The 25255-nt window shown below is 64.5% G+C and carries 16 protein-coding genes; 8 read left to right on the plus strand and 8 right to left on the minus strand.

Annotation, left to right across the window (positions count from 1 at the left end; translation table 11 throughout):
• Nucleotides 1-85 precede the first annotated feature (85 nt).
• Together SH412_RS26155 and SH412_RS26160 are read left to right on the plus strand one after the other, a co-directional pair.
• Complete coding sequence (locus tag SH412_RS26155) at nucleotides 86-1825, plus strand: sensor histidine kinase (RefSeq protein WP_336520988.1); 1740 nt, start codon at nucleotides 86-88, stop codon at nucleotides 1823-1825.
• Nucleotides 1826-1962: 137 nt separating this feature from the next.
• The gene (locus SH412_RS26160; protein WP_336520989.1) at nucleotides 1963-2472 is read left to right on the plus strand and encodes an SET domain-containing protein; all 510 of its coding nucleotides are present in this window, start codon (nucleotides 1963-1965) and stop codon (nucleotides 2470-2472) included.
• Between the two features lie 183 nt (nucleotides 2473-2655).
• Here SH412_RS26160 and SH412_RS26165 read toward each other — a convergent pair whose 3' ends face one another.
• From SH412_RS26165 to SH412_RS26175, 3 genes are all read right to left on the minus strand, one after another.
• Entirely contained in the window at nucleotides 2656-4092 is a 1437-nt protein-coding gene (locus SH412_RS26165) for an aldehyde dehydrogenase family protein (protein WP_336520990.1), read from the minus strand.
• 24 nt (nucleotides 4093-4116) lie between these two features.
• Nucleotides 4117-4554: a four helix bundle protein gene (locus tag SH412_RS28725; RefSeq protein WP_419555761.1), complete on the minus strand. Its 438-nt coding sequence runs from the start codon at nucleotides 4552-4554 to the stop codon at nucleotides 4117-4119.
• Between the two features lie 67 nt (nucleotides 4555-4621).
• Nucleotides 4622-5719, minus strand: a complete 1098-nt coding sequence (locus SH412_RS26175; RefSeq protein ID WP_336520992.1) for a hypothetical protein — start codon at nucleotides 5717-5719, stop codon at nucleotides 4622-4624.
• Nucleotides 5720-6127: 408 nt separating this feature from the next.
• On the opposite strand from SH412_RS26175, the gene SH412_RS26180 reads away from it, so the two are divergent.
• From SH412_RS26180 to SH412_RS26190, 3 genes are read left to right on the plus strand one after another with little or no spacing between them, the layout of a single operon-like run.
• On the plus strand, nucleotides 6128-7309 hold the full coding sequence (locus SH412_RS26180; protein ID WP_336520993.1) for a polysaccharide biosynthesis/export family protein: 1182 nt from the start codon (nucleotides 6128-6130) through the stop codon (nucleotides 7307-7309).
• Nucleotides 7310-7358: 49 nt separating this feature from the next.
• Entirely contained in the window at nucleotides 7359-9647 is a 2289-nt protein-coding gene (locus tag SH412_RS26185; RefSeq protein ID WP_336520994.1) for a GumC family protein, read from the plus strand.
• A gap of 49 nt (nucleotides 9648-9696) precedes the next feature.
• Entirely contained in the window at nucleotides 9697-12396 is a 2700-nt protein-coding gene (locus tag SH412_RS26190) for an O-antigen ligase family protein (RefSeq protein WP_336520995.1), read from the plus strand.
• Nucleotides 12397-12419: 23 nt separating this feature from the next.
• Here SH412_RS26190 and SH412_RS26195 read toward each other — a convergent pair whose 3' ends face one another.
• From SH412_RS26195 to SH412_RS26215, 5 genes are all read right to left on the minus strand, one after another.
• Nucleotides 12420-13838 carry a serine/threonine-protein kinase gene (locus SH412_RS26195; protein WP_336520996.1) on the minus strand — a complete coding sequence of 473 codons (1419 nt, stop codon included), beginning with the start codon at nucleotides 13836-13838 and terminating at the stop codon, nucleotides 12420-12422.
• A 273-nt stretch (nucleotides 13839-14111) separates the two neighbouring features.
• Entirely contained in the window at nucleotides 14112-15284 is a 1173-nt protein-coding gene (locus SH412_RS26200; RefSeq protein WP_336520997.1) for an N-acetylglucosamine-6-phosphate deacetylase, read from the minus strand.
• A 34-nt stretch (nucleotides 15285-15318) separates the two neighbouring features.
• Nucleotides 15319-16743, minus strand: coding sequence for an amidase (locus SH412_RS26205; RefSeq protein WP_336520998.1), 1425 nt, complete (start codon nucleotides 16741-16743; stop codon nucleotides 15319-15321).
• 348 nt (nucleotides 16744-17091) lie between these two features.
• Nucleotides 17092-18558 (minus strand): DUF1501 domain-containing protein, encoded by a 1467-nt coding sequence (locus SH412_RS26210; RefSeq protein WP_336520999.1) that lies wholly within the window; start codon nucleotides 18556-18558, stop codon nucleotides 17092-17094.
• Between the two features lie 238 nt (nucleotides 18559-18796).
• A complete protein-coding gene (locus tag SH412_RS26215) occupies nucleotides 18797-20122 on the minus strand; it encodes a DUF1501 domain-containing protein (protein WP_336521000.1) in 1326 nt (441 codons plus the stop codon).
• A gap of 595 nt (nucleotides 20123-20717) precedes the next feature.
• Here SH412_RS26215 and SH412_RS26220 point away from each other — a divergent pair.
• The 3 genes from SH412_RS26220 to SH412_RS26230 all read left to right on the plus strand — a co-directional run bounded on the left by SH412_RS26220 (nucleotide 20718) and on the right by SH412_RS26230 (nucleotide 24798).
• Nucleotides 20718-23177 carry a DUF1549 domain-containing protein gene (locus SH412_RS26220; RefSeq protein WP_336521001.1) on the plus strand — a complete coding sequence of 820 codons (2460 nt, stop codon included), beginning with the start codon at nucleotides 20718-20720 and terminating at the stop codon, nucleotides 23175-23177.
• A 187-nt stretch (nucleotides 23178-23364) separates the two neighbouring features.
• On the plus strand, nucleotides 23365-23910 hold the full coding sequence (locus tag SH412_RS26225) for a cysteine hydrolase family protein (RefSeq protein ID WP_336521002.1): 546 nt from the start codon (nucleotides 23365-23367) through the stop codon (nucleotides 23908-23910).
• 60 nt (nucleotides 23911-23970) lie between these two features.
• The gene (locus SH412_RS26230; RefSeq protein ID WP_336521003.1) at nucleotides 23971-24798 is read left to right on the plus strand and encodes a DUF2262 domain-containing protein; all 828 of its coding nucleotides are present in this window, start codon (nucleotides 23971-23973) and stop codon (nucleotides 24796-24798) included.
• The last annotated feature ends 457 nt before the right edge of the window (nucleotides 24799-25255 follow it).

The raw sequence follows: 25255 nt of genomic DNA on the forward strand, positions 1-25255 counted from the left end.
ACAGTCGCAGGTTAGAACTGGATTGGTAATTTGCGGCCGGTCGCTCTGCGGCCGGCGTTTTCTGCACGGCCGACACGACGGGTTCATGTCTTACAAGACCATCAAACGACTGCTGGGCGAAACGAGCCTGGAGCGGAAATGCCGCTTCCTGTTCGGCAGCGGCCTGCTGCTGCTGATCACCGGCAGCTTCTACTTCTATGCGTCTCAGACCACCAAGCTGATCGACGAGCAGAACCTGGTCGCGGCCCGGCTGCTGGTGGCCCCGATCATCATGGAAAAGCACTGGAAGTGGTCGGAGAACCGGGGCGAATTCAGCATCGCGGAAGACGTCGCCAAGATGGCGGTCGAGCTCAAACCGCCCGACATGAAGAAGTACAACTGGACGCTGTCGAAGGCCGGTCTCTTCGATTCGGCTTCGCGTCCCCCCGACGACGCCGGCTACCGGGCGCTGGAGCGGATTTCCAAAGCCAACGGAGAGCGCGAAGTCATCGTGCGCCTGCGGAACAAGCTCGACAGCGACACCAATCGCAAGTACGAAGAGTTCAACTATTACGCGGGAGTCTACGCCACCGACACCTGCGTCGCCTGCCATCGGCAGCACAATGGCGACCCGGAGCTGAAGACCGGCGACTTGATCGGGATGGTGAAGATCACCTTCCCGCTCGACAAAACGCAGCGGGCCCTCGCCTGGAACAACGCGATTCTGCTGGCCACCGCCATTGTGACGGCGTTCCTGGCCATGCTGGCGGCCTACGCGATCGTCCGCTACGTCATCGTCAAGCCGGTGCTGCACCTGAAGGACGTCAGCGACGCCATTGCGCGCGGCAGCCTCGATCAGCGGGCGGATATCCGGACGGGGGACGAGTTCGAAGAGCTGTCTCACGCGTTCAACCGCATGCTGCGGCACCTGGTGACCGTGCAGGAGGAGCTGCAGCAGCTCAACCGCGGTTACGAAGTGAAGGTCGACGAGCTGGCGCAGGCCAACCTGCGGCTGTACGAACTCAACAACCTGAAGAACGAATTCCTGGCGACGATGAGCCATGAGCTGCGAACGCCGCTGAATTCGATCCTCGGCTTCAGCGACGTGCTGGTCAACGCCCAGGGGCTCACCGATAAGCAGCGCCGCTACGTCTCGAACATTCAGACGTCCGGCAAGAACCTCCTGAACCTGATCAACGACGTGCTCGACCTGGCAAAGATCGAAGCGGGCAAGATGGAGCTGCACATCGTCGAGTTCTCGATCGCCGATCTGATCGAGCGGCTCGTCGCCCAGATGTCGCCCCTGGCCGAGAAGAAGTCCATCGACCTGGGCTGGGACGTCGACCCCGGCGTTCCGCTGGTCATGCAGGATTCCGGGAAGATCGAGCAGATCCTCAGCAATCTGATGTCGAACGCCATCAAGTTCACCCCGGAAGGGGGACGCGTGCGGGTCCGTGCCGAGCGTCGCGACAAGGTCGGACTGGCATTGATCGTCGAGGACACCGGAATCGGCATTCCGCTGGAAGAACAGGAAAAGATCTTCGAGAAGTTCCGGCAGGGCAAAGGCAACCCGGGCCAGACCGACACGCTGACCCGCGAGTACGAGGGCACCGGCCTGGGACTGTCGATCATCCGCGAGCTGTCGAAGCTGCTCGGCGGCGACGTGCGCGTCGAGAGCGAGTTCGGCCGCGGCAGCGTGTTCTCCGTGCTGATCCCGGCAAGGCTCGACCCGGAGCATCCCCCCAAGGTGGTCGACGACTTCCATCCCCGTCCGCTCAGCCGTCCCGAGCCGCCGGTCCGGGCGCTGATCGCCGTGCAACCGTCGCTCGCCGCCCTGGAACCCTGAACCGCAGCGGCCGGCGTGAAGACCGTCGCAGTCCGAAGCGGCTCTCGCTATTCTGACGTCGAATCGCCGGGACCGGGATTCGTTGTGGACTCCCGTTCGGCCGGCCCGCAGGAAGCCCGCAGGAAGCACGACGTAATATGGCCGAAGCACATCCGCTGGTACGAGTCGGGAAGGTTCCGTTCGGCAAGGGGCTGTTCGCCCGCCGGGCGATCGCCAAGGGAGAATCGATCGGGCAGGTGACGGGGCGGGTGATTCACGACCCGGACTACACGTCGTCCTACTGCATCGATCTGGGCTCCGAGATGTCGCTCGAACCGCGGGCGCCGTTCCGGTATCTCAACCACTGCTGCGAACCCAACAGCCAGCTCTTTTCGTTCGACTGCGAGTACGAAGACGGAACCGCGGCGCCCCCTGAGATCCATGTCGAAGCGATCGCCGACATTCCCGAAGGGGCGGAGCTGACGATCGACTACGCCTGGGGTGCGGACGGGGCGATCAAGTGCCTGTGCGGCGCCGCCGCCTGCCGCGGCTGGGTAGTCTGTCCCGAAGAGCTTCCCACGGTGCTGAAGCGGAACGGGAAGAAGTCGCCCAAGGCCCCTGCACTGCCGAGCGCGGCCCGACGAACCGGCGAACGCGGGCGGAAATAAGAGAGATCGCCCAGGGCTTATGCCGCTGGGCGACATTGATCCGCCCCCTGCGGGGCTCCGGAACTTGCTCGTGCGCCGGCGCACCGGAAGCTTCAGAGTTCCCGATCCAGTGAATCGGGAATCGCTCGGCCCATTCTGGCTATTCGCTATTCCCTCTCCCCCGATCCCGGCGGTGACCAGGCGTCAGTGCGCCGGCGGCGGGGCGTCCTGGAACGCGCGATTGCGGTACAGGAAGTCCACGATGTTCCCCTCGTGGGGCTGCAGCCAGTTGAGGGCGACGGTCTTCACCGCGCCGATGTTGAGCCGGTCGATCGTCGTGGCGTCGAGCAACTGCTGCTGGAACTTGGCGTCGTCGGTGATCGCCGTGCAGACGAGGGTCGAGCCCATCGACGCAATCGCCTTGGCCTGCGGGCAGTCGACGACCGAGACGAACGGGAACATGTATTCGGTGTTGGCCAGCGGGTGATCGGGGCTGGTGCAGTGCAGCACGGTCGGACGGAGGTAGTCGTACCGTTCGTGCGGCACGTGCCGGCTGCCGCCGCGGTACTTCGCCGAGACCTCGGTGACCCCGGGCGTCTTCAGCCCCTCTTCAATCTGGTTGTGCATCGCTTCGGCGACCCCCTTGGTGGTGAAGGCCGCGAGTGTCGCCTTGGGATCGTTGGGAGGAAGCGGCTCGACCGGTCCCAGCCGCTGAGCGAGCGCCTCGGCGATCTTCTCGCCGTGACGCGGCGCGTAAATGCTGGAGCAGTTGATGCAACCGCGACCGCTGTTCAGGAAGACGCTGTCGGCCATCAGATCGACGTACTCTTCCCAGCGGTCGACCATGTCCTCGCCGAAGACGATCTTGCTGAAGCCGGGGCCGTGGACGCTGATGCGGGGATTGCCGTAGTGCTGCTCGACGGTCGCCTGGCCGCCGAAGACCATCACGCGGCGGCAGTCGGTCATCAGTCCGCCGCCGACGTCGTGCCCGCCCGGATAGAGCCCGATCGCCTCGCGCGGCAGCCCGGCCTGGTAGAGAGCTTCGGTGATGCGGTAGGGGGTCCAGAACTCCTGGGTGCCGGGTTTGAGCATCAGGCCGATCTGGAGCGGAATGGCCGGCAGCCAGAGGGTGTGGACGCCGGGCGAATTGGACGGCAGCACCGCTCCAAGGACGGGAGAATTGGCCTGGTAGCTGACCATGACGCCGCGGGCCTCTTTCCCGTAGCCGCGGGTGAGGATGTCAAAGGGGACGCCGCGGGTCAGCGCGTCGAGGACCTCGCCCATGTGCGAGAGGACGAAGGCGTTCTTGCGCATATTGCCCGCGCACATGTGCTCGGGAAGTCCGGTGGTCGCGGACTGCATGCGGCAGAACTCGGCGGGCGAGAGTTCGCCGTTCCCCATCGGAAGCGTGGCGTTGAGGTACAGGTCGCTGGCCTTGGCGCAGATTTCCAGCAGCTTGGGGATGGGGATCTCGCGGAGGGCGTCGCGGGCCTTCTGGGCCTTGCGGAGGTCCAGCTTGAGCATCATGCCGGTGGCCTGATGGAGCTGGGCCACGGGCTCGCCGGTCGCAAAATGCACGACCGCCTGCTTCTCCATGCTCTCGTAAACCTGGCCCATGCGGAGGATGGGGATGTCTAACATTGGTCAGTGGTCCGTAGTCCGTGGTCAGTGGTTTGAAGACGGCGATTGAGCGTCTTCTTGGGGATTCGAGAACCGGCGTCCTTGCGGAACGGCGCGGCTTCCGGTTTTGCCGATCGAATTCAGATACGCATTCAGCTTCGGGCCAAGTTCATCGACGATCGTCTTCAGTTGGTCAACCTCGTCGGCTTTCAGAAGTTGCCTGTTCCAGGCCCGACGCAGCCAGTGTTTGCATTCGTAGAGCGATCCTCGGGCCATTCGTACGAAGCGCCGATTATCCGCGAAAGTCCCTCGGCCGCTCCCTTCTGCGATGTTGGCTCCCACGCTGTCAGCGGCCCGTACGAGTTGAAGCCCCGCCGTTCTCCGATCAAATTCCGGCCACTCGCGGGCAATCGTCCAGACGGCATCGGACAGGCTCTCCGCAAGCCGGTAAATCTGCAACGATTCGAACTGCGTCCTGGCCATACGCTGTCCGCCCTTCAGGAGTCCGTCTTTAGCCACTGACCACTGACGACGGACAACTGACAACGATCTAATATACCCCCACTGTCGTCGTCTTCGCGATTTCGTGCCAGGGGCGGGTGCCGCTGATGCCGTCCCAGGGGAATTTTTCGCAGGGCAATTCGCGTTCGCCTTCGTCCCGCTCCATGAAGCCGGGGATGAACAGCTCTTTCGTCAGCGTGTAGAGCTTCACCCGGCCGGTTTCTCCGTACCCGACGACTCTGTTGTAGTCCTTGAAGTCGACGACTTCGATGATTGCCCGCGGCTGGGGGCCGTGGTACGTGATCTTGTAGTTGTCCGCCGGGTCGAACGGCTTGCTGCAGGCCAGGCCCATCAGCGTGTTGCCGTAGGTCGGCGTGATGTAGACGTCCGGCCCCAGCAGCTCTTCGACGCAGTTGCGGTACCACTGCGGCGCAAACTCCGTGCCGCCGCCGAAGATGCCGGTGATGCCCGCCTCGGCGATGCTGGAGCCTTCGTTGATCAGCCGCATGGCCAGCGCTTCGAGGAGCTTGGGGGTCATGAACGCGCACTTGATGTCGTGCCCGGCGGACAGGATCGTCATCACCTGATCGATGACGTGCTCCTTGTAGGCTTCCGCTTCCTTGATGTTGCCCCGCTTGATCAGCTTGACCACATACCGCGGATCGAGGTCGACGCAGAAGCAGATGCCGCCCCGATACTGGGCGAGATGCTCGACCGCCAGGCGCAGCCGGCGGGGGCCGGACGGGCCGAGCATCAGCCAGTTGCTCCCTTTGGGGAAGTACTTGTCGGGGAGCGTGTGGCTGAACTGTTCGTAGTCGATCCAGTGATCTTCGACGACGAGCCGGGTCTTCGGGATTCCCGTGGTGCCGCCGGTCTCGAAGACGTACAGGGGCTTCCCTTCGAGGCCTTTCGGGAGCCAGCGGCGGACCGGACCGCCGCGGAACCAGTCGTCTTCGAAGAGGGGGAACTTCTTCAGATCGTCGAAACAGTTGACGTCCTGCAGCGGGTCGAAAGAGTACGTCTTCGCCTTCTCCAGCCAGAACGGGCTGCCGGTCTCGGGACTGAAGTGCCACTTCACCATTTCGCGGGTGTGGGCGTCGAGTTGTTCTTTGGCCTGTGCGATCGCCGCAGCGGAAACATTGCTCACGACCAGCTCACTTTACGGGGTAGGAAGACCGGCGGGGCGGCGAAACCGGCGTTCGCCGCAGACTCGGAGACATTTGATGATAGTCGCCGGCGGAGCGAATTCAACGCCCGCCCCGACTTCCTCCAGCAGGTGTTCACCAGCAGGCCCGGTGATCAACGCCCCTCTCCCGCACCAGTTCCGCCCCGGAAATCCGCCAGTTGAGGGGACCCGCCGGTGCGACGTCCTCCGGAATCTGTTCAGTTTCTGACGAAGCTTTCATCCGTCTTGACCGTTCGGGGGGCTTGTCCTACGATCCGCCGCCGTTTCTGCCGGTTGCGGGCCTCGGAAGCGGCAGAAATTGCGGGCTGCCGTCTTCGGGCGGCCAGCGTCATCCCGTTCTGCGATGTCCACTCGATACAACAGGGCGCCATGAGCGATCACCCGGTGATCTCGGACGAACGCCGCGACGGCGTGTCGCTTCGAGCCTGCGTGCGCCCTGGGCCATCGGTTCTGGGTCTGCTGCTCCTGATCGGTCTGACCGCCGGCTGTCAGTCGATCGGGCCCCGCAGGTTCGAGAAGTACTCCTACGCGGAGGTTCCGACGGCGCTCGCGGCGACCCGACAGGCCAATCCCCAGACGGTCGATCTGTCGCGTCTGGCGCGGGCCGCGGTCAAAAGCGACGTGCTGGATCGGGGCGACGTCGTCGAGATCGCCATCTCTGCAGGACTCTCCGAAAAAGACACCGTCAAGTTTCCGGTCCGGATCAACGACAGCGGCTACGGCCAGTTGCCGGTCATCGGCCAGGTCTACCTGGCGGGGCTGGAGCCCGAAGCCGCAGAAGCGAACGTCGTTTCCGCCTGCGTGCAGCGCGACTTGTACCTGAATCCGCACGTGACGGTCACGATGAAGAAGCAGCGCGTCAATCGCGTAACAGTCGTCGGCGCCGTGAAAGAATCCGGAGTTTACGAGCTGCCGCGCGGACAGAGTGACTTGCTGGCGGCGATTACCGCCGCCGGGGGCCTGGCGGAAGACGCGGGGACGATGGTCGAGATTCGGACTCCCGACCGGAGCGCCGAAGCGAGTTCGCCGGCCCCCGTGGCGTCGAGCGCGACCGGCGACGTCCAGGCGACCGGTCATTCCGGCGCTCCGCTGCCGCTCTCCCAATCGGGCGCCGGACTCTTGACCTCGGTCCAGGTGGATCTGGTTTCGGCGACGCGGTCCGGCGAGGGGGGGCAGTACGTCAGCGACGGGGCGGTGGTCATGATCGAGAAGCGGGCGCCGGAACCGGTGCACGTGATCGGACTGGTCAGGCGTCCGAACCGCTACGAGTTCCCGGTTTCGGAAGACTTGCGAATGCTCGACGCCCTCGCGCTCGCCGGCGGCGCCGAATCGCTGGTGGCCGACAAGGTGTTTATCGTTCGCCGCAAGCCCGAGAGCACGGAAACGGCGGTGATCCAGGCGAGTATTCGAGCGGCGAAGCGCGACCCGCAGGCGAACGTGCTGCTGTCGCCGGGCGACGTCGTCAGTCTCGAGTCGACGCCGGCGACCGTCTTCATGAGTGCGCTGGGCCTGATCCGGATGAGCCTCGGTGCGAGCGTGCCGCTGTTCTGACGGCTGCACTCCGGCGGAGTTGAGACGGTCGACCTGGGGGGGGATGAATATGGATGTGATCGACGATGCGAATGGCGAACCGGCCCAGTCCGGCAGCGTCGTCGCCGATCTCGTCCGGTTCTGTCGGATCGTCGTCGCGCGGAAGAAGATTCTGATTCTCTCGGTGCTTCTGGCGGGGCTCGTCGGCGGAGCGTACTACGTACTGGCCAAGCGGTCGTACGAGTCGCGCGCGGAAGTTCTGGTGCTGCAGACCGGCGGCAACGTCATGGACGCCAGCAGCAGCAATCAGCGCAGCGTCCTGGAGCAGATTCCCACGTACGAAAAAGTGCTGTCGAGCGCCGCCGTGCTGGAGGGTGCGATCAAGTCCCTCCCGGCGCGGCACCGGATCGATCTGGCCGGCTCCCCGAAAGAGCGCTGGATCGACACGCTTCGCGGCCGCGTCGGAGTCAGCTCCGCGCGGCAGACGAACATCATCTCGCTGACGTTTCGTTCGGGCGATCCGCAGACGGCGGCGGTGGTCGTCGGCGCGATTCTGGACTCCTATCTGAAGTTCATGGATCAGACCCATCGGAGCAGCTCGCGCGAGGTTCTGGAGGTTCTGACACGGGAAAAGACCGACCTGGAGCAGCGGCTGCAGGAGAAGGAAGGGGAGCTGATCCAGCTCAAGAGCAGCTCGGGAGTTCTGCTGACGGGGGGGGATCGAAATACCCACGTGCTGATCGAGCGAACGGTGAAACTCAACGACGCACTCGTCGAAGCGCAGAAGAAGTCGCTGGAGGCGAGAGCGTTTTTAGTCGCCGTCGAAGAAGCGGTCCGGACCGGCTCCGACATTCAGCAGTTCGTCCTGCAGACCGCCGACGCGGTGGCCAAGGAAGTGTTTCTGAAGGAAATGGGCCTCGGTACGCAGGACGGCTACACCATGGCCCGCTTCGAACAGCAACTGTCGGACGATCGCTCGGAACTGGCGCGACGACGACTGCAATACGGGGCCGCGCACCCGCTGGTGGTCGAACTGCGAGATCGAATCCAGGGGACCGAGGAGTGGCTCGTCAATCGCCAGCTCGCCGTCTCCGAACGGATGCGGCAGATCCGAACGCAGGAGCTCGGTCCGCGGCTGGTTGAAATGGCCCGGCAGCGGTTTCATCAGGCGACTGCGCACGAGGCCGCGCTGCGTCAGCAGTTCGAGCAGGAGAACGCCATTGCGCTGAGCATGAACGCCCACGTCGCCGCCCAGGAGATTCTGGAGCTCGATCTGAAGCGGATGCGTTCGTTCTACGATCTCGTGCTGGAGCGCATGAAGGACATCGATCTCGGATCCGACAACGGACTGCGCATTCGGGTCGTCAGCGAACCGCGAGTTCCTTCGTCGCCCGTCTCCCCCAAGCTTTCCTATACAATCGCCTTGACTCTCATGGCGGGGATGACTCTGGGGCTGGGCGCGATCTATCTCGTCGACACGCTGGATGACCGCTTCCGTTCGCCGGATGAGCTCCAGTGGCAGCTTGGTCTGCCCGTGCTGGCGATGATTCGCAAGATGCCGGAGACGACCGAAACGGGCATCAACGCCATTCAGACCTACTTCCGTCCGGACAGCCTGGAGTCCGAAGCCTTCCGATCGCTGCGGAGCGCGATCACGTTTGCCGACGGCGACTCGCAGCGGCTCGTGATCACGAGCACGGAGCCCGGCGACGGCAAGACCACAACCCTTGCAAACCTGGCGGTGGCGTTTGCACAGTCGGGTAAGAAGACGCTGCTGATCGACGCCGACCTGCGTCGGCCGGGGCTTTCGACCCTGCTGGAACTGCGCGGAGCGCAAGGACTGTCGAGCATTCTGCGCGACGATCGGCCGATTTTCGAAAGCTGTCTCGACAACATTTTTCACGTCGGCGTCGAAGGGCTGGATGTGATTCCATCCGGCGCACGTCCCGCCAATCCTTCGGAGCTGCTGGCCAGCGAGCGCTTCAATGACGTCATCGCCTGGGCCGAAACGGTTTACGACCAGATTCTGATCGACGCACCTCCGATCCTGGCCGTGACCGATCCTGCGATCATCGCCCGGCAGGTGGACGGGGCGGTGGTGGTGATCCGCCCCGACAAGAATCGCCGCCGCGTCGTCACCCGCGCGCTGCAGTCCTTCCAGTCGGCGGGAATTCGCGTGCTGGGCATGGCCGTCAACCATCTGTCGATGGATTCCAGCTCCGAATACGGTTACGGGTATGGCTACGGCTATGGCTACGGATACGGCTATGGACATGACGAAGCTCCGGAAGCCGAGGTCGAGGACGACCAGCAGGGACCCGGCCCTGAGTCCCAGGGAACGCTGCGGCAGGCGGCTTAAGAGGCTGCAGGCGGTCTGAAAGCCGAAGATTGCGACGGCGGAGAACTCGATGTCGGCTCAACCGCCCTCCCACAGTCATCGGCGGCGGCGTCACAGCTCCAGTCGTCAGCCCCAGTCGGTTTCGACCGGCTTCGGGAACGCCGGCTCCGCGTCGACCCCGTGGACATTCTCGCGGTTCCAGTCCGCGGCCGCGAGCGCGTTCGTGCTGGTGATCGCGATGATCTGGGGCGGTCGAACGCCGGTCGGACAGATGGCGCTGGTCGTCGGCGCTCTGGCGCTGTCGGCGAGCTGGCTGGTCGGCCTCTGGCGGCGGAGTGCGCCCGTGTGGATTCCGGCGCCGGGACTGGGCCTGGGGCTCGCCGGAGGTCTGGTTCTGCTCCTGCAGATCCTGCCGCTCCCCGCGTCGTGGCTGACGGTGATTTCACCGGCTCAGGCTGAGGTCCTGCCGCTGTGGTCCGCCGAGTCGGGCGCCCGGCTGGGTCTGGCGGCCTGGAACTGCATCAGCTTCGCACCGGGCGAAACGCGATCGTCCCTGGTGATCTACGGGGCCTGCCTGGCGGTCTTCGCCACGACGGTGCAGGGACTGCGGACGAGCGACGATGTCTTTCGCCTCTTGCGCCTCGCAGCCGGAATCTCGCTGGGCATGGCGGCGTTCGGAGTGCTGCAGTACGCCACCGCCAATCGAAAGTTCTACTGGATCTTCGAAAACCCGGACCTCTCGACGACGTACTACGCCACCGGCAGCTTTTTCAATCGCAACCACTTTGCACAGTTTGTCGTGCTGGGAATCGGACCGGCGATCGCCTGGCTGGCGATGCAGTTCAAACATCGGGAGCGGACCGGTCGAGAGGCACTGCCGCCCGCCGCTTCTCCGCTGCCGCTGGCGCTGCTGGGATCGGCGCTGGCGATCGGTGTGCTCGCGGTGCTGCTGTCGCTGTCTCGCGCCGGTACGGTCTCGATGCTCATCGCCGTCGTCGTCGCCAGCGTCGGACTGATCCGGTGCGGCTGGATCCCGATCCGCACGGGTCTGGCGCTGGCCGCCGTAACCGGAGTCGTGTGCGGCGTGTTCTCACTGACGAGTTCCGAACTGCTGGGAAGTCGGTTTGCACTGCTCGACGAGAACGGTCGTTATGCGATCTGGCAGACCAATCTTGCGGTTGCCGAGCGATTCCCGTGGTTCGGCACCGGCGCTGGAACGCATGTCGATGCGCATTACCTCGAACTCGAACCGCGCTCGGACGGTCGCGAGTTCGTCCATGCGGAAAGCAGCCTGCTGGAAGTGGCCTCGGAAACGGGGCTTGCCGGAGCATCCATCGGAGCGGTGGCGCTGCTGACCTGCCTGTGGTGGTGCGCAGTGGTGCTGCGCCGCGGCGAGTCGGAGGCGCGGGCGGCCGCCTGTGGAATCCTGGCCAGCTTGCTCGCCACGGCGGCTCACGCCGCGGTGGATTTCGTCTGGCATACCCCCGCCTGTCTGCTGATGGTTGTGCTGCTGGCGGCGGCGGCCTGCCGCCTCTACACGCTGACGGCGCTGCCGCTGCGAAACCGCCCGTGCGAGCGTCCGCTGTCGCGACGGTGGACTCTGGCGGCGGCGCCGCTGCTGCTGATGGCAGGCGGTTTCATGGTGCACCAGTTGCTCCCGGCGGTGCAGGCCGCCCCCCCGTGGACCCAGTATCTGGCCGCGACGTTTCACGGTCCGGAGGGGGAATTGAGCGAGGTCGAGGCTCAGGAGCTCTGGAGGCAGCGCCTGCGGCTGGCGCATCGCGCCGCCAGAACCAATCGCCTGCATCCCAGATCCCAGGAAACCGTCGCCACGTTTTACCTGCGGCTGTTCGATCTGAAGCAGGCCGCGGCGGGCCGATCCCACACGTTCAGCCGTCTTCGCACGGCCTGCGAAGGGAGCGACTTTACATCCGCGGCCGAAGTTCGAGACTGGGTCGCCGAGCAGGCGGGACCGAACGCCCGGCTACTCGATCTGACCTGGCAGACGACCTTGGGGGCCGTCCGCACGGCTCCGCTGCGGGGGGAAGCCTACCTGACGCTGGCGCAGCTTGCGTTCCTGCATGATCCCTCAGGAGCACTGAAGGCCGATCTGCTGAATCAGGCGCTGGCCGTACGTCCGAACGACGGTCGCGTCCGGTTCTTCCTCGGGCGAGAAGCTTTGCTCGCCGGCGATATGCCTCTTGCGCTCGAACACTGGAAGATCGCCTTTCGCGGCGGCGAGGCCCGTCAGCGCGAGATTGCCGAATTGCTGGCCGGGCAGTTTCCGGCCCAGTTCTTCCTCGATGAGTTTCAGCCCGACGAACCGGCGTTGCGCGTGCTGGCGGAGGTCTTTGAACAGAAGCGTCGCGGATCGGAACGGGATCGGATTCTGGAAGTCGCCGCGGAGCGCGCCGCGGAACTGGCGCGCGCCGCGACGACCGCAATTGTCGAGACCCATTGGCTGCATGCCGTGGAGGCCCGTCGGCAGCTTGGCGATCAGGATCTCCTGGAATCGGCGTTGCGGGAGGCGCTGGAAAGCTGTCCGCAGAACTTCCGCTTTCATCGACTGCTGGGGGAACTGCTGCTGCAGCGGGAGGATTTCGACGGGGCTGCGGAGGAGCTGCAGTGGTGCGCGACGCGACAGACCGACAATGCTCAAGTGCGAGCCCTGGCGGCTGCGGCCCTGAAGAACAGTTATCGTCAGCCCGCGGGCGAAACAGAGCGGCCGATCCGGCTGACGTCGGGGCCGCCGGGAGCGGCGCCGGAATAGCGGGCTGGCGGCAACGGGAGCGGCTACTTCGCCGCGGCTCGCAGTTCCTCGATCGCGCAGCGGATGTCGCGGAGCGTCACCGGCTGTGCGAGAACGCGGGAGACGCCTGGCGAAGCGGCGAGCTCGTCTCTGAGCGAGTTGAGGCCGCGCGACAGCGCCAGAATGAATGCGGTCCCGGACTTTCGGCAGGCGGCGATCCCCTTTGCGTAGAAGTCGCGCGCCTCGTGTTCCGACATTTCCGCCATGACGACCAGCCCCGCCGGACGCTCGGTCTTCATCCGCTGCAGCGCACGCTGCGGATCCCCGAGCATGAGGACGCGGTAGGAGTGCTTGGTGAAGTATTCGCGCAGCGCGTCCTGTTGCTTGGGGCGAGTTTCGACGCAGATCACCGTCGGCTGCGCAGGTCGGTCCTGGGGGCCGGGCGTCGCCGGCGCTTTTGAGTCCGCGGACTGACCGAGCACGTCCTTGAGGTCTGCGATGACTTCCGCAGGCTTCTGGTAACGATCCGAGGGGCTGATCTCCATCAGCCGTTCGACAATCTGGATCACGTTCGAAGGGAGCGACGGATTCACGGATCGCAGAGGGCGGATGTTGCAGTAGCGGCGGAAGTCCTTGCGCTCGGCCGAACTTTTCGTCGGCGGATAGGGAGGCACCCCGGTGAGCAGTTCGTAGTAGATCGCGCCGAGGAAATAGAGATCGCTGCGAGGATCGTTCGCGGGGGCGTTCGTCCCGCGTTCCAGCGACGCATACTCGACGGCTCGATCCACCGACTCTTCGAACTGCGACAGGCCGTTGTCGTTGCCGGCCAGGCCGAAGTCGACGAGCTTCGCCACTCCCTGAGCGCTCAGCAGCACGTTCGTCAGCTTCAGATCGCGGTGCGTCAGCCCCAGCCCGAGGGCGTAGTTCAAGCCCTCGGCGATGTCGAGCACGTATTTCGTCGCTTCTTCAGGCGAGAAGCTCTTGCGGATCTTGATGAAGTCGCGGAAGTTCCCCCCCTCGACGAACTCCATCGTAATGTAATGCTGATCCCCGTCCTGCCCGACGTCGTAGATGGGGACGATGTTCTTGTGCTTCAGACGCTTGCCCAGTTCCCCCTCGCGGCGGAACAGAGTGACAGCGCGGGGGTCGCTGGCGAGACGCTGGCGGAGAACTTTGACACCCACCATCGAGCCGTCTTCGACCGAGCAGCCTCGAAAGACGCGTGCGAAACTGCCCGCCGCGTTTCGATACAGCAGGCGATACTGCCCCACCCGCAAACCGTCAGTTTCGCCCCGGCGGAGTTTGCCGGTTTGATACGATGTCAGAACGCCACGGCGCTCCAGGTCGCTCAGGAGCTCGTCCGCCGTCTGCGGCAGATCCCCGCCGCCCCGCAACTGTTCGGGTTCCACCAGTCGTTGCTGAAGCAGAAAGTCTTCCAGCTCCAAGGGGTTGGAGAATCTCATAGCGGCAGAGTTCGCGTGGGAAACGTCGTCGGAAGTTACCGTCCGTGCGGGCCAGACCCGCGGCGGAATGAGGGAATTATGCATCATAACAAACCCGCGCCCGCGATGCGCGGAATTGGCGCCTGGCCCTTCAATTCCGCTCAGAGGATTGCGCTGCACTCGCTACAGATACGCAACTCGCGAGCCGAATCGCCGACGAAACTTTGACAATTCTTCCGCGACTGCTCAATCCCCCGAAACCGACGGCAATTTCGCAGCGACGGGACGCCCCGCTCAGGCGTTCTTCCCGATCTCGCCAAAACGAAGCGCCCCCCCGCCGACAGCGGCCTGCACCGCGAGTCGGCTGTCGCCTGGCCGGTAGTGAAAGACCATCAGCTCGGCAGGGTCGCCCGGGCGGAGTCGGACGGTCGGGAATCCGAGCAATCGTGCCGGGTTTCGACTGGCCATATCGATGGCGTCTTTGAGCGAAACGCCCGCATAGTCGATCATCCGCGCGACGCAGACGTCCGTCTCAAAAGAGGAGCCCGCCAGCAGTTCCTGCTGACCGGCGACGACCAGTTTGCCGCTGGGGAGAATCTCGCTTCTTCCCAGCTTGCTCTCGTAGACGCCGGGGGGGCAGCCGGCCCAGCCGGCGGCGTCGCACGTGATGACGACTCGACGTGTCGTCTTGGCACGAACTATCGCCTTAACGAGGTTCGCCGGCAGGTGGTGACCGTCGGTGATCAGGCTGACCGTCAGTCGATCGTCGGCCAGTTGCTCCCAGAAGTGATTGCGGTGACGGTGGATCATGGCCGCGCAGCCATTGCCCAGGTGCGTCCCCAGCGTGGCCCCGGCGTCGATCCCCGCCCGGATCTGCTCCGGCGTGGCCGCGGTGTGACCCAGCGAGATGACGACGCCCGCCGCCACGGCCTTCCGGATGAACTCGATCGCGCCCGGGATCTCCGGCGCCAGGGTGACGAGGCGGATGAGTCCCCCTGCCGCCGCCTGCAGGCGTTCGAACTCGTCCCAGTTGGCGGCTCGCACGTGTTCGAGCGGATGAGCGCCGCGGGCGCCGTCGTCCGGTGAGATATAGGGACCTTCCAGATGGCAACCCGGCACCATCTGCGCCGCCCAGTCCGACTGCTCGCAGGCCGTGCGGATGGCGTGGAAGCCCGCCTCCAGCGCGGCCTGCGAGTTGGTGATCAGCGTCGGGCAGAGGCGGGTCACGCCGAACCGGTAGTAGGGTTGCAGCGTCTTGAGCACCATCTCCGGCGTGAGAGTATCGTCGCTGAACCAGACTCCGCCATAGCCGTTGATCTGCAGGTCGAACAGGGCCGGGGCGACCCACGGCCAGTCGGCGACGGCGCCCGTCGGCCAGGCGGGTTGAATGTCGGCGATCCGATCGCCCCGGGTGGTGATCCGCACCGGCTCGCCGGTGTCATAGCGGCGTCCTTCGATCGTCAACATGCGTTTTCGGGCTCCGAGCAGGAGGTTTCGGGAATCATTTCGATGACTTGCCGGTGGCGGTCGTCAGGTCGGGAGTCCGGGTGTGCCAGTCCGTGACCTGTTGATACTTCTGAGCCACGGCCAGCAGGCGATTTTCTGCGAAGGCTCGTGACGTGAACTGCAGCCCGGTTGGCAGACCGTCCTGGCCGAAGCCGTTCAGAACGGTAATCCCCGGCAGTCCCGCGGCATTCGCAGCCGCTCCGATGGAGCTGTTGACGTAGCCCCGCGACCACTCGGCGAACGGGCGGTCGTTCGGTCCTGCGACAGTCGTCAAGGTGGGGCTGACGATGGCGTCAAAGGGGGCGATCCAGGCATCCAGTTCCCGCTGCAGCTTCCGGCGAATTCGCAGAGCGTTGATGTAGTCCTTCGCGGGTATCGTCAGTCCGGAGTGGCCGCCCCAGCGGTCTTCGGGGGCCGTGAGTTCCCAGACTTGTCCCTCGGCGATGAAGTCCTCAAAGGCGGCCGCCATTTCGCACGAGATGATCGTGCCGGCGACCGCGCTGTAGGGAAAGTCGGGCAGCGTGATTTCTTCAAACGTCGCAAACGGCTTCAGCACTTCGAGAGACTTCTCGTAATTGGCCCGCACCTCCGGCTGGACCTTGTCCGCCGCCTCTTTGAGCGTGGCCAGGCGGAAACGGGGTTCGCCGCCGACTGGTGCATGGCGGAACTCCAGCGGGACGGCGGTGTCGTCGTCGAAATCGGCGCCGGCGATCGCGGCCAGGACCAGGCTGCAGTCTTCGGCGGTCCGGGCCAGCGGGCCGAGCTTGTCCATCGACCAGCTCAGGGCCATTGCTCCGTGCCGGCTGACCCGGCCGTAGGTTGGTCGGAGTCCGGAGATGCCGTTGTAGCCGGCGGGAGTCATGATGCTCCCCCAGGTTTCGGAGCCGATGGCGAAAGGGGTGAGCCCGGCGGCGACGGCGGTTCCCGGTCCCGACGAGGATCCGCCGGCCCAGCGGTCGCGATTCCAGGCGTTGCCGGTGATGCCGCTGAAGGTGCAGTCCGCCTGGCGGTAGCCGAAGCCGCCGGCCAGTTCGACCATCGCCAGCTTCGCGACCAGAATTGCTCCGGCTTCGCTCAGCTTGCGAATGACGGTGGCATCCGCATCCGGCGTCCGGTCCCGCAGCGGCCCCGCGCCCCACGACGTCGGAACTCCCGCGGTATTGAGCAGGTCCTTGGCCCCGTAGGGAATCCCGTGCAATGGTCCGCGATCCAGCCCCCTCTTCCGCTCGGCATCGGCCCGCCGGGCGTCCTCGCGGGCGCGATCCGCCGTGATGGTCACGACGGCACAATAATCCCGGCCGATGGTCTCCAGCCTCTGCAGGAAGAAGTCGGTCAGCTCCAGCGCGGTGAATTCGCCGGCGCGCCAGCGTCGCCCCAGTTCGGGGAGCGTGGCGAACGCGAGACGAGGTTCAACGGGCATGGTTGGAGCCGAGAGAGCGAGGAAGAAGTTTTACCGCGGAGACGCGGAGGACGCAGACAAGGCGAATACCGAGAAGAGCCCGGAAAGTGAAAAGTGAGTAGTGATGAGTGAGTAGTGCAAAATGAAAGAGTACCCGCCCGGCTGATAGATCATGTTCTCCGTCACTTGACACTCATCACTACTCAATACTCACTTTTCACTTTCCGGAGTCTTCTCCCGGTTTTCTCCGCGTCCTCCGCGTCTCCGCGGTGAATCCTTCTTTTTCTTCCAACGAACGGTTTCTAAGAAAACAGCCCGGGGTTGTGTGTCCCCGGGCTGCGTCGAAATCGGAGATCAGGCTTCAGGCAGCTACGAGAACAGGCGGGTGATGGCCTTGGCCTTCACCAGTTCGCGCGGCTGCTTCAGGTGGTTGTAAACAATCGTCTCCGGGTCGATCCCGAAAGCGTGGTAGATCGTCGCCAGCAGCTCGGTCGGGTGGACCGGATCTTCCAGCGGGGCCGAGGCGGTCTTGTCCGACTTGCCGTGGACGTTCCCCCGCTTGATCCCCGCACCCGCGACGACCGACGTGAAGCAGTAGGGCCAGTGGTCGCGGCCGTCCGCGCTGTTGCCGTTGCCGGAGGTGCTGACCCCCTTCTGCGGGCTCCGGCCGAATTCGCCCACGCAGACCACCAGCGTCTCTTCGAGCAGGCCCCGTTCGTCGAGATCCGCAATGAACGTCGCCAGACCCCGGTCGAGCATCGGACCCGACTGATTCTTCATCCGCTCGTTGAGGCCGACGTGATGGTCCCACGAGTGGTTGTCCGAGTTGGCCACCTTCGGCCAGATGACTTCCACCACCCGCGTTCCGGCTTCGACCAGCCGGCGGGCCAGCATCAGGCTCTGACCGAACGTGTTCCGACCGTAACGGTCGCGGACGTCGCGCGGCTCCTGATCGAGCGAGAAGGCCTCGCGGGCCCGACCCGACACGACCAGATTCAGCGCCCGGTCGTAATACTCGTCCAGACGATACTCGGCGACGGCCTTATCGATCTCCGGCATCGACAGGTCGATCGAGTCCCGCAGCTTGGCCCGGCGTTCCAGACGGGCGGCAAACACGTCGGCCCGCAGTTGCAGGTCGTCGACGCGGATGCGGCTCATCTTTTCCATATCCATGTCGTCACCTTCCGGGTAGAGCGTGTACGGGTCGTACTCGCGTCCCAGGAAGCCGGCGGTGCCCCCCTTGCCGACGACATTGCTCTCCTGCAGCGGGCGGGGGAGCATCACGAACGGCAGCATCGGCTCCGTCGGCGGCTTCAGCCGGATGATGTTGGAGCCGAAGTGCGGGAAGTCCTTCGGGCTCGGCGGTTCGAGCTGCCCCGACGGGCTGACCTTGTCGGTCGTGTAGCCGGTCTGCATCTGGTAGATGGCGGCGGTGTGGTTGAACAGCCCGTTGGGGGTGTAACCCATCGAGCGGATCATCGTGAACTTATCGTTGACCTGGGCCAGCAGCGGCAGGTTCTCGGTGAACTGCACGCCGGGGAGCTTGGTGGAGATGTTCCCGAAGACGCTCTTCACCTTGTCGGGAACGTTTTCCTTGGGATCCCACAGATCCAGGTGGCTGGGGCCGCCCTGCAGGTAGACCATGACCACGCTCTTGGCCTTGCCCCAGCCCGGTCCGCCGTGGACGGTGTTCGCCGAGGCGGACTGCAGCTTGAGCATGCTTCCCAGCGAGAGTCCGAGCATCCCGGAGCCGCCCGCGCGGAGCACGGCCCGACGGGTCACGCCCAGGTTCCGGTCGCAGAGATCTTTGCCAGGTTGGCCGGGGATGATCAGCATCGAGAAGCTCCTCAACGTCTATCAATGAGCGGAAAGCACTTGGTTGTGTGATCTGCAGTCGTCGCTGGACTCCGCCGAGCCCGGTTCAATTGGAATTCGAGTCAGCCGTGATCGTAGGCAATTGTTCGAGGAAAACCCATCAGAATCTGTCGAAACTCTCTTTTGGGGTGGCACTGGCGGCCTTCAGCCGCCAGTGTCTTCAACTTGGGAGCTGAAGCACGGCTGGCCTGCCTGCGTCTCACACCCATTCTTTGATCAGTTTGCCCTCGTTGAGCAGCACAGGCCGTCCGTCCGGGGCCTGCACGTGCAGGTCGGGCGGCAGGCCGAGTTTGTGGTAAATCGTCGCCACGATGTCGTCCGAACTGTATTCGTTGCGGATGACCTTGCCCCCCTCGGCGTCGGTGGCCCCGAGGACCGCTCCACCGGGGATGCCCGCGCCCGCCATCACGGCGAAACCGGCACTCCCCCAGTGATCGCGACCGCTGGCGGAATTGACGGTCGGCGTCCGGCCGAAGTCGGTCAGCCAGACAACCAGGGTCGAATCGAGCAGCCCCCGCTGTTCCAGATCCATTACGAGCTGCGGCAGAGCCTGGTCGACCGGCGGAATCCGGCCATCCTTGAGGGCCTTAAAGTTATTCTGGTGCGTGTCCCAGCCCCCGTCGGTCAGGGTCACGAACCGGACGCCCGATTCGATCAGGCGACGTGCCAGCAGGCAGCTCTGGCCGAAGCGGTGCCGCCCGTAGGCGTCGCGGAGCCGGGGATCTTCCAGTTCGAGCTGGAAGGCCCGCTTCGTTTCCGACGCGGTAATCATGTCAAACGCGGTCTTGTAGTTCTCGTCGAGCGCGTCGAACTGCTTGGGCTGCACGCTCGACTGCTTCTGGAGCTGCTCGACCATCGACAACACATTGCGACGGCGCTGCACCCGCTCGCCCGCCATGCCGGCCGGGGGGGTAATGTCCCGGACGGTGAAGTTCGCGGCGTTCGGGTCGGCAGTCAGCGTAAACGGATTGAATTCGAGGCCCAGAATCCCTGACGATCCGCCGCCAAAGCGGTTGTCGAGCGACGTTCCAAGCTGCAGATACGGGGGCATGACCGTCTTGAAGCCCTTCTGGTGGCTGACGACGGAGCCCATGGTCGGGTAGTGAATGCCGGGGTTGAACCGTCGGCCGCTCAGCACGTGCTGGTCGGCGACGCCGTGGCTGGCGTTCCCCGGATTCCAGCCGCGGAGAACGCCGAACCGGTTCAGCTCGCGGGCGAAGCGGGGGAGAATTTCGGCGAACTGCACGCCGGGGACGGCGGTATCGATGACGCCGAACTCCCCCTTCACGCTGACAGGAGCTTCCGGCTTGGGATCGAACGTGTCGTGGTGGCTCGTCCCGCCCTGGGTCCAGATCACGATGCAGTTCACATCGCCGGCACGATTACCGGTGGCGGCCTGAACCGCCCGCTGGGCCAGCATCGAGGGGAGCGACACACCCAGACCGGCGAGGGCGCCCACCTGGAGGAAACTGCGGCGAGAAACGCCGTCACAGGTCCGCGTGGCTTTGGAAGCGATGGTCAACATGGCAGGGCTCCGGGGCAGGGAGGAGCGGGCGAGGCAATCCGGACGGCGGGACAAGCAGGCGGTCGACATGCAGGTCGGGACGGTGGTCCACAGACCGCCACCCCACACTCATCAAAATACCTTTACATGTCGGTTCAAGCAATAGGCTGTATCGAGCCCGAATTTCGAGGTGTGTCTGTGCGTTCACGTTTCGGGGAGGTGGAAAGGCTCGGAGAGAACCACGAATGACACGAATCTCCACGAATCCGAAAGACGAAAAAGACGAAGGAGAGGGCCTGAGCCGCTGAAGACACGGAACAGCGAAGAGCAGACGGAACTATCAGGAGACCGGGGCACTACGAGGGCGCTCCTGCCTCGGCCTCCCGTCATCTTCCTGACATTCGTGCTTATTCGTGTCATTCGTGGTCAAACTCTTCTCAAGCCTGGCAGGGCAACCGGCACGACCGGTCCAGTTCCCGGCAGCGGCAGATTTTGCCGAACCGGGTGGCGGTTCGAGGAAGGGGATGGCGTCCGTCTGACCGATCCGTAATAATTGATGTGTTCGGCCCACCTGACTTTCCCGCCTGCGACTGTTCCCTCCCACGGAGGCCCCGCCATGCTTCGCACCCTCTTCTCTGTCTTCGGTTGTCTCGTGCTCGCACCGGGACTGGGATTCGCGGACGATGCCCTGGCCGTCACACCGCCGGAAGTTCGACTGACCGGCAACTTCGCGGAAATCCAACTTCTCGTGAACCCGCCGGTCGGGGACCTGGCCTCGGGACACGTCGAAGACTGGACGCCCCGCGCGCAGTTCCGCTCCGCCAATGACGCCATCGCGATTGTGACTCCCGGCGGGCGCGTCATGCCGAAGGCGGTCGGCGCGACGGAAGTCACCGTCCAGGTCGAGGGGGCGACTCGGACGATTCCGGTTGTTGTCAGCGGAATCTCCGCCGAGCCGGACGTGGATTATCTCGATCAAGTCCGCCCGGTCCTGACGAAAACGGGTTGCGCGATGGCAAGCTGCCATGCGGCTCAGTTCGGACAGGGGGGCTTCAAGCTGACGGTCTTCGGGTTCGACGGCGCGGCCGACCGGGCCGCGATGGCCCGCGAAGTGATGGGCCGGCGGATCAACGTCATGGATCCCGACGACAGCCTGCTCCTCCGGAAACCGACGATGCGAACCGCCCACGCGGGCGGCCGGCGGATCGAATTCGGCTCGCGCGACTATAAGCTGCTCGCCGCCTGGATCGCGAAGGGGGCGCCCGCCCCCAAGCCCGAAGAACGGGCCATCAAGCAGCTCGCGGTGACGCCGGCCCAGCGGATCGGCGAACCGGGCCTGCAGCAGCAGTTGCGGGTCGAGGCCCACTACGCCGACGGCGAAGTTCGCGACGTCACCGCCTGGGCCCGCTTCGATTCGCTCGACGAAGGAGTCGTCACGGTCTCCACCAATGGTTTGTGTACGGTCGCCGGACGGGGACAGTCACCGGTAATGGTCCGCTTCGAAGGCCAGGCGGGGCTCTGCACGTTCGTCATTCCCTACGGCAAGCCGGCGGACCTGGCGGGCTGGACGAACAATAACTTCGTCGACGAACTGGCCGCCACCAAGTTCCGCGAGCTCGGCATCGAACCGTCGGGTCTGTGCGACGATCACACGTTCCTCCGCCGGATCTTCCTCGACGCCACGGGCACGCTGCCGTCGCTCGAAGAAATCCGCGAGTTCGAAGCCTCGACCGACCCGAACAAGCGACAGCAGTGGATCGACCGCGTGCTGGGGCTGGCCGATTCGCCCCTGAAGGCGACTTACAATGACCGCTATGCGGCGTACTGGACGCTCAAGTGGTCCGACCTGATCCGCAACAACAGCCGGGATCTGCAGGACACCGGGATGTGGGCGCTCCACAACTGGATCAAGGAGCAGTTCCGGCAGAACGTGACGTTCGACAAGTTCGTCAGCCAGCTCGTGCAGGGGAAGGGCTCCGTCTTTTCGAACGGCCCGGCGAACTACTTCCTGGTCAACGCCAACCCGTCCGAGCTGGCCGAGTCGACAGCTCAGCTTTTCCTCGGAAGCCGGCTGACTTGCGCCCAATGCCACCATCACCCGTTCGAGAAGTACAGCCAGGACGACTACTACAGCTTCGCTGCGTACTTCGCCCGCGTGAGTGTCAAGAACAGTCAGGAATTCGGTCTGTTCGGTCGCGAGCGGGTCGTCATGCTGAAGACGGGGGGAGATGTCCGCCAGCCTCGCACCGGCAAGGTGATGGCGCCCAAGCCACTCGACAGCGAACCGCTCGATCACCCGCTCGACCGTCGGATCGCGCTGGCCGCCTGGATGACCTCACCCGAGAACAAGGCGTTCTCGAAGGCGGTCGTGAACCGCTACGTCTCCTACCTGATGGGCCGCGGGCTGGTGGAGCCGGTCGACGACATGCGGCCGACCAATCCGCCGACGAACGTCGCCCTGATGGAAGCGCTGTCCGACGACTTCACGAAGTCGGGCTTCAACCTGAAGCATCTGATCCGGACGGTGATGTCGTCGCGGCTGTATCAGCTCGATTCGCAGCCGACGTCGCAGAACGCCGCAGACGAGCGGTTCTACAGCCACTTCCACGTGAAGCGGCTGACCGCCGAGCCGCTGCTGGATGCGATCGACGCCGCGGCGGGGACGAAGACCAAATTCAAGGACCTGCCGCTGGGGACGCGGGCGATTGAGATCCCCGACGCCGAGTACCCGGACTATTTCCTGACGACGTTCGCCAAACCGCGGCGGACGAGCGTCTGCGAGTGCGAGCGACCGGCGGAAGCCAACCTGGCCCAGGCGCTGCACACGCTTAACGGCGACATCCTGGCGAACAAGATCGCCGCGAAGGACGGCCGGGTGGCGACGCTCCTGGCGGCGAAGAAGCCGCACGCGGAGATCGTCCAGGAGCTGTACCTGGCCACGCTCGCCCGCCCGGCGAGCGCGGGGGAGATCTCGGCCAGCGAGCAGATCGTGGCCCAGTCCCCGTCGCCGAAGGAAGGGTACGAAGACCTGCTGTGGGCGCTGATCAACAGCAAGGGATTTCTGTTTGTGAAGTGAGCCGGTCGTCCGTGGTCCGTTGTCCGTGGTCCGTTGCCAGAAAAGGGGGGGGGGTTGTCCGGCCTTTGTTTCCTGGCGGCATGCATGTCTTTTCGGGTGCTCGGGGGTGGAGAGACTGGCATCAGTTTCTTGTGTGACGCATGATGTTCGATCCTCAGTCTGATGGATTCCACCGAGAGCTTTCCCGATGTCGCGCGCGCTCCTCGTCATTGACGTGCAGAACGAATACTTCACCGGGGCGCTGCCGATCACGCATCCCGCCGGGCATCTGTCGCAGATTCTGAAGGCGATGGATGCCGCGTCGGCCGCGAAGACTCCCGTGGTCGTCGTGCAGCATCACTTTCCGCGGCCGGCACCTCCGATCTTTCAGAGAGGGACGCCTGGCTGGGAGCTGCATCCGGACGTTGCGGCGCGGCCGCGCGATCTGCTGATCGAGAAGACGCTGCCGGGCAGTTTCACCGGGACGCCGCTCGAAAGCTGGCTGCGGGAGCGGGGGATCTCGACGTTGACAATCGCCGGCTACATGACGCACATGTGCTGCGATACGACGGCCCGGCAGGGGGTGCATCGGGGGTTCACGGTCGAGTTTCTGCGGGATGCGACGGGGACGCTGGCGCTGTCGAACCCGGCGGGGGAGGTGACGGCCGAGGAGCTGCACCGGGCGATTCTGTGCGCTCAGCAGCAGTTGCTGAGCGAGGTGCTGGATGTGGAGACGTGGGCGGGGCGGCTGTGAGGTTGCAGGGCAGGCTCGTGCAATTCGATTCCAGACGCGAGAAGCAGATGCGAGGGCACCGTGGCAAACTCCTTCAAACCGCCAGGAATCAGGTCGCTGGTCGAGATTGATCGTGCCGACTGCAAGTATGGCTCGCGCAGCATCATGATCGAGGGGTTGGTCTCCGGGAGCAGCCAGGGGGGGTGGCCGGGCAAGGCTTCGACTTTCAAGGTGCACTGCTATTCGCTGGCGGCGTGGCGACGCGCTGGCAAACCAATCGTCGAGCGCGAACTCACCATTCTGCGACCAGTTCCCGTCGACGCCGACGGTTCGTATTTCCGGGATTTTCCGGCGTACTCAACGCAGCGTATTCGCATCCTGCTGTCGACAGACGAAACGCGGGCCATCGTGAAAGATGTGCTTGAAACCGGCATCACAGACGACGAATTGCAGGCGATCGCCGACAAATTGCAACAGCCGGTGGTCGTCTGGCACGATCAGTTTGGCCGGATGGCGCTGGATCGCACGTTGGACTACTTCAATGGTGTTGGCCGGTGGGACGGAGTTGCCGTGACCGTGTCCGTACCGGCCGAGCAGGACTCACCGGTGGCACAGGCCCTGGCGGCAGCCGAATCCCTCTGGGCCTCACAGAAAGAATGGAAGAAGCAGATCGAGCAGGCGATCGCCAGCGATCTGGTCGACCTCTGGAATCGTACCTGGCGGAGTCCGGGTGAAAAGAAACTGTCCGGGAGGCAGTTTCTGCAACAGATCTCGCCGGATTCTGTCGTCTTCCAGCGAGATGGCGAGTTCGAGTTCTATTATTGCGACGACGATCTCTTCGCCGGTCACTTGATCAGTGTCAGGGGGGATCTGCAGGGCGGCCTTGGAACGGCTTCGTTGAGCGGGTGATTCTCACGGGATCATTGAGTTCCGGGCGGTTCTATCGGACGGATGAGGACGTCCGCCGTACGTACCGCGATCGGCTCCGGCGGGCCGGCTTTCTTACGGCCGTCCCGCCGGAGTCCGTCTGGCGGTGATGTTGCGCCGGTGGAAGTCCCGGCGGTTCAAGCACGTTGATCAGGTTCGCCGGTCGTTTGGCCGGGTGAACGGGGAAAGCTCGACGTCGAGGCTGTGCGCACACGGGGTGCGCCCCTCGGATCCTCCTTGCGGAAGACCCGTCGCTGGGCCCTGATCAGGCCCGGTTTGACGGGAATCGTCCGGAACGCCAACGGTTGCCCGCCGACGCGCATGCTCCTATGTCCCCGTCATAAATAGCGAGTTTGTTGCGCGGAATTCACATAAGAAGTGGTTGGTGGGTCGTGGATGGAGGATGGGGAGGAGAGGTGGTGCGTGTGGAGAAGCCGGA

Origin of the sequence: Planctellipticum variicoloris, from assembly GCF_030622045.1 — a bacterium.
GTDB classification, from domain to species: Bacteria; Planctomycetota; Planctomycetia; order Planctomycetales; family Planctomycetaceae; genus Planctellipticum; species Planctellipticum variicoloris.